The organism is Methylophaga sp. UBA1464 (assembly GCF_002325665.1).
In the GTDB taxonomy this organism is placed as follows: Bacteria; Pseudomonadota; Gammaproteobacteria; order Nitrosococcales; family Methylophagaceae; genus Methylophaga.
The window spans coordinates 1-269 of record NZ_DCSO01000058.1 but is presented as its reverse complement, the minus strand read 5'-3'; the positions used below and the strand labels follow the sequence as shown (position 1 = coordinate 269).

The window sequence follows — 269 nt, the reverse complement described above, 5'->3', positions numbered from 1 at the left end:
CCTGCTCCAGAGCCAACGCCCTCTATCGCCGATACTGAGGTGCCGCTCGAAGCGTCCGAGGCATCCTCGCCAAACGCACAGGCGTTTGCGACCAAGCCCATGGATAAACCAGAGCCTGCAGTACATCAGAAAGAGAGTGAGTACTCACCTCTAAGCGCCAGCGAGGAGCAGGCAAGCGCCGCCTATGCCCCGACCGTGCCGCTGCGCGCAACTCGCGATGAACACGACGAGCAAGAGTCATCTGTACCCATCGCGCCGGGGACGGTGAC

The 269-nt window shown here is 62.1% G+C and carries 1 protein-coding gene; it reads left to right on the top strand.

What is annotated here, in order from left to right; translation table 11 throughout:
- On the top strand, window positions 1-269 hold a 269-nt coding region (locus B3O33_RS07090; protein WP_292363281.1), incomplete at both ends, for a hypothetical protein.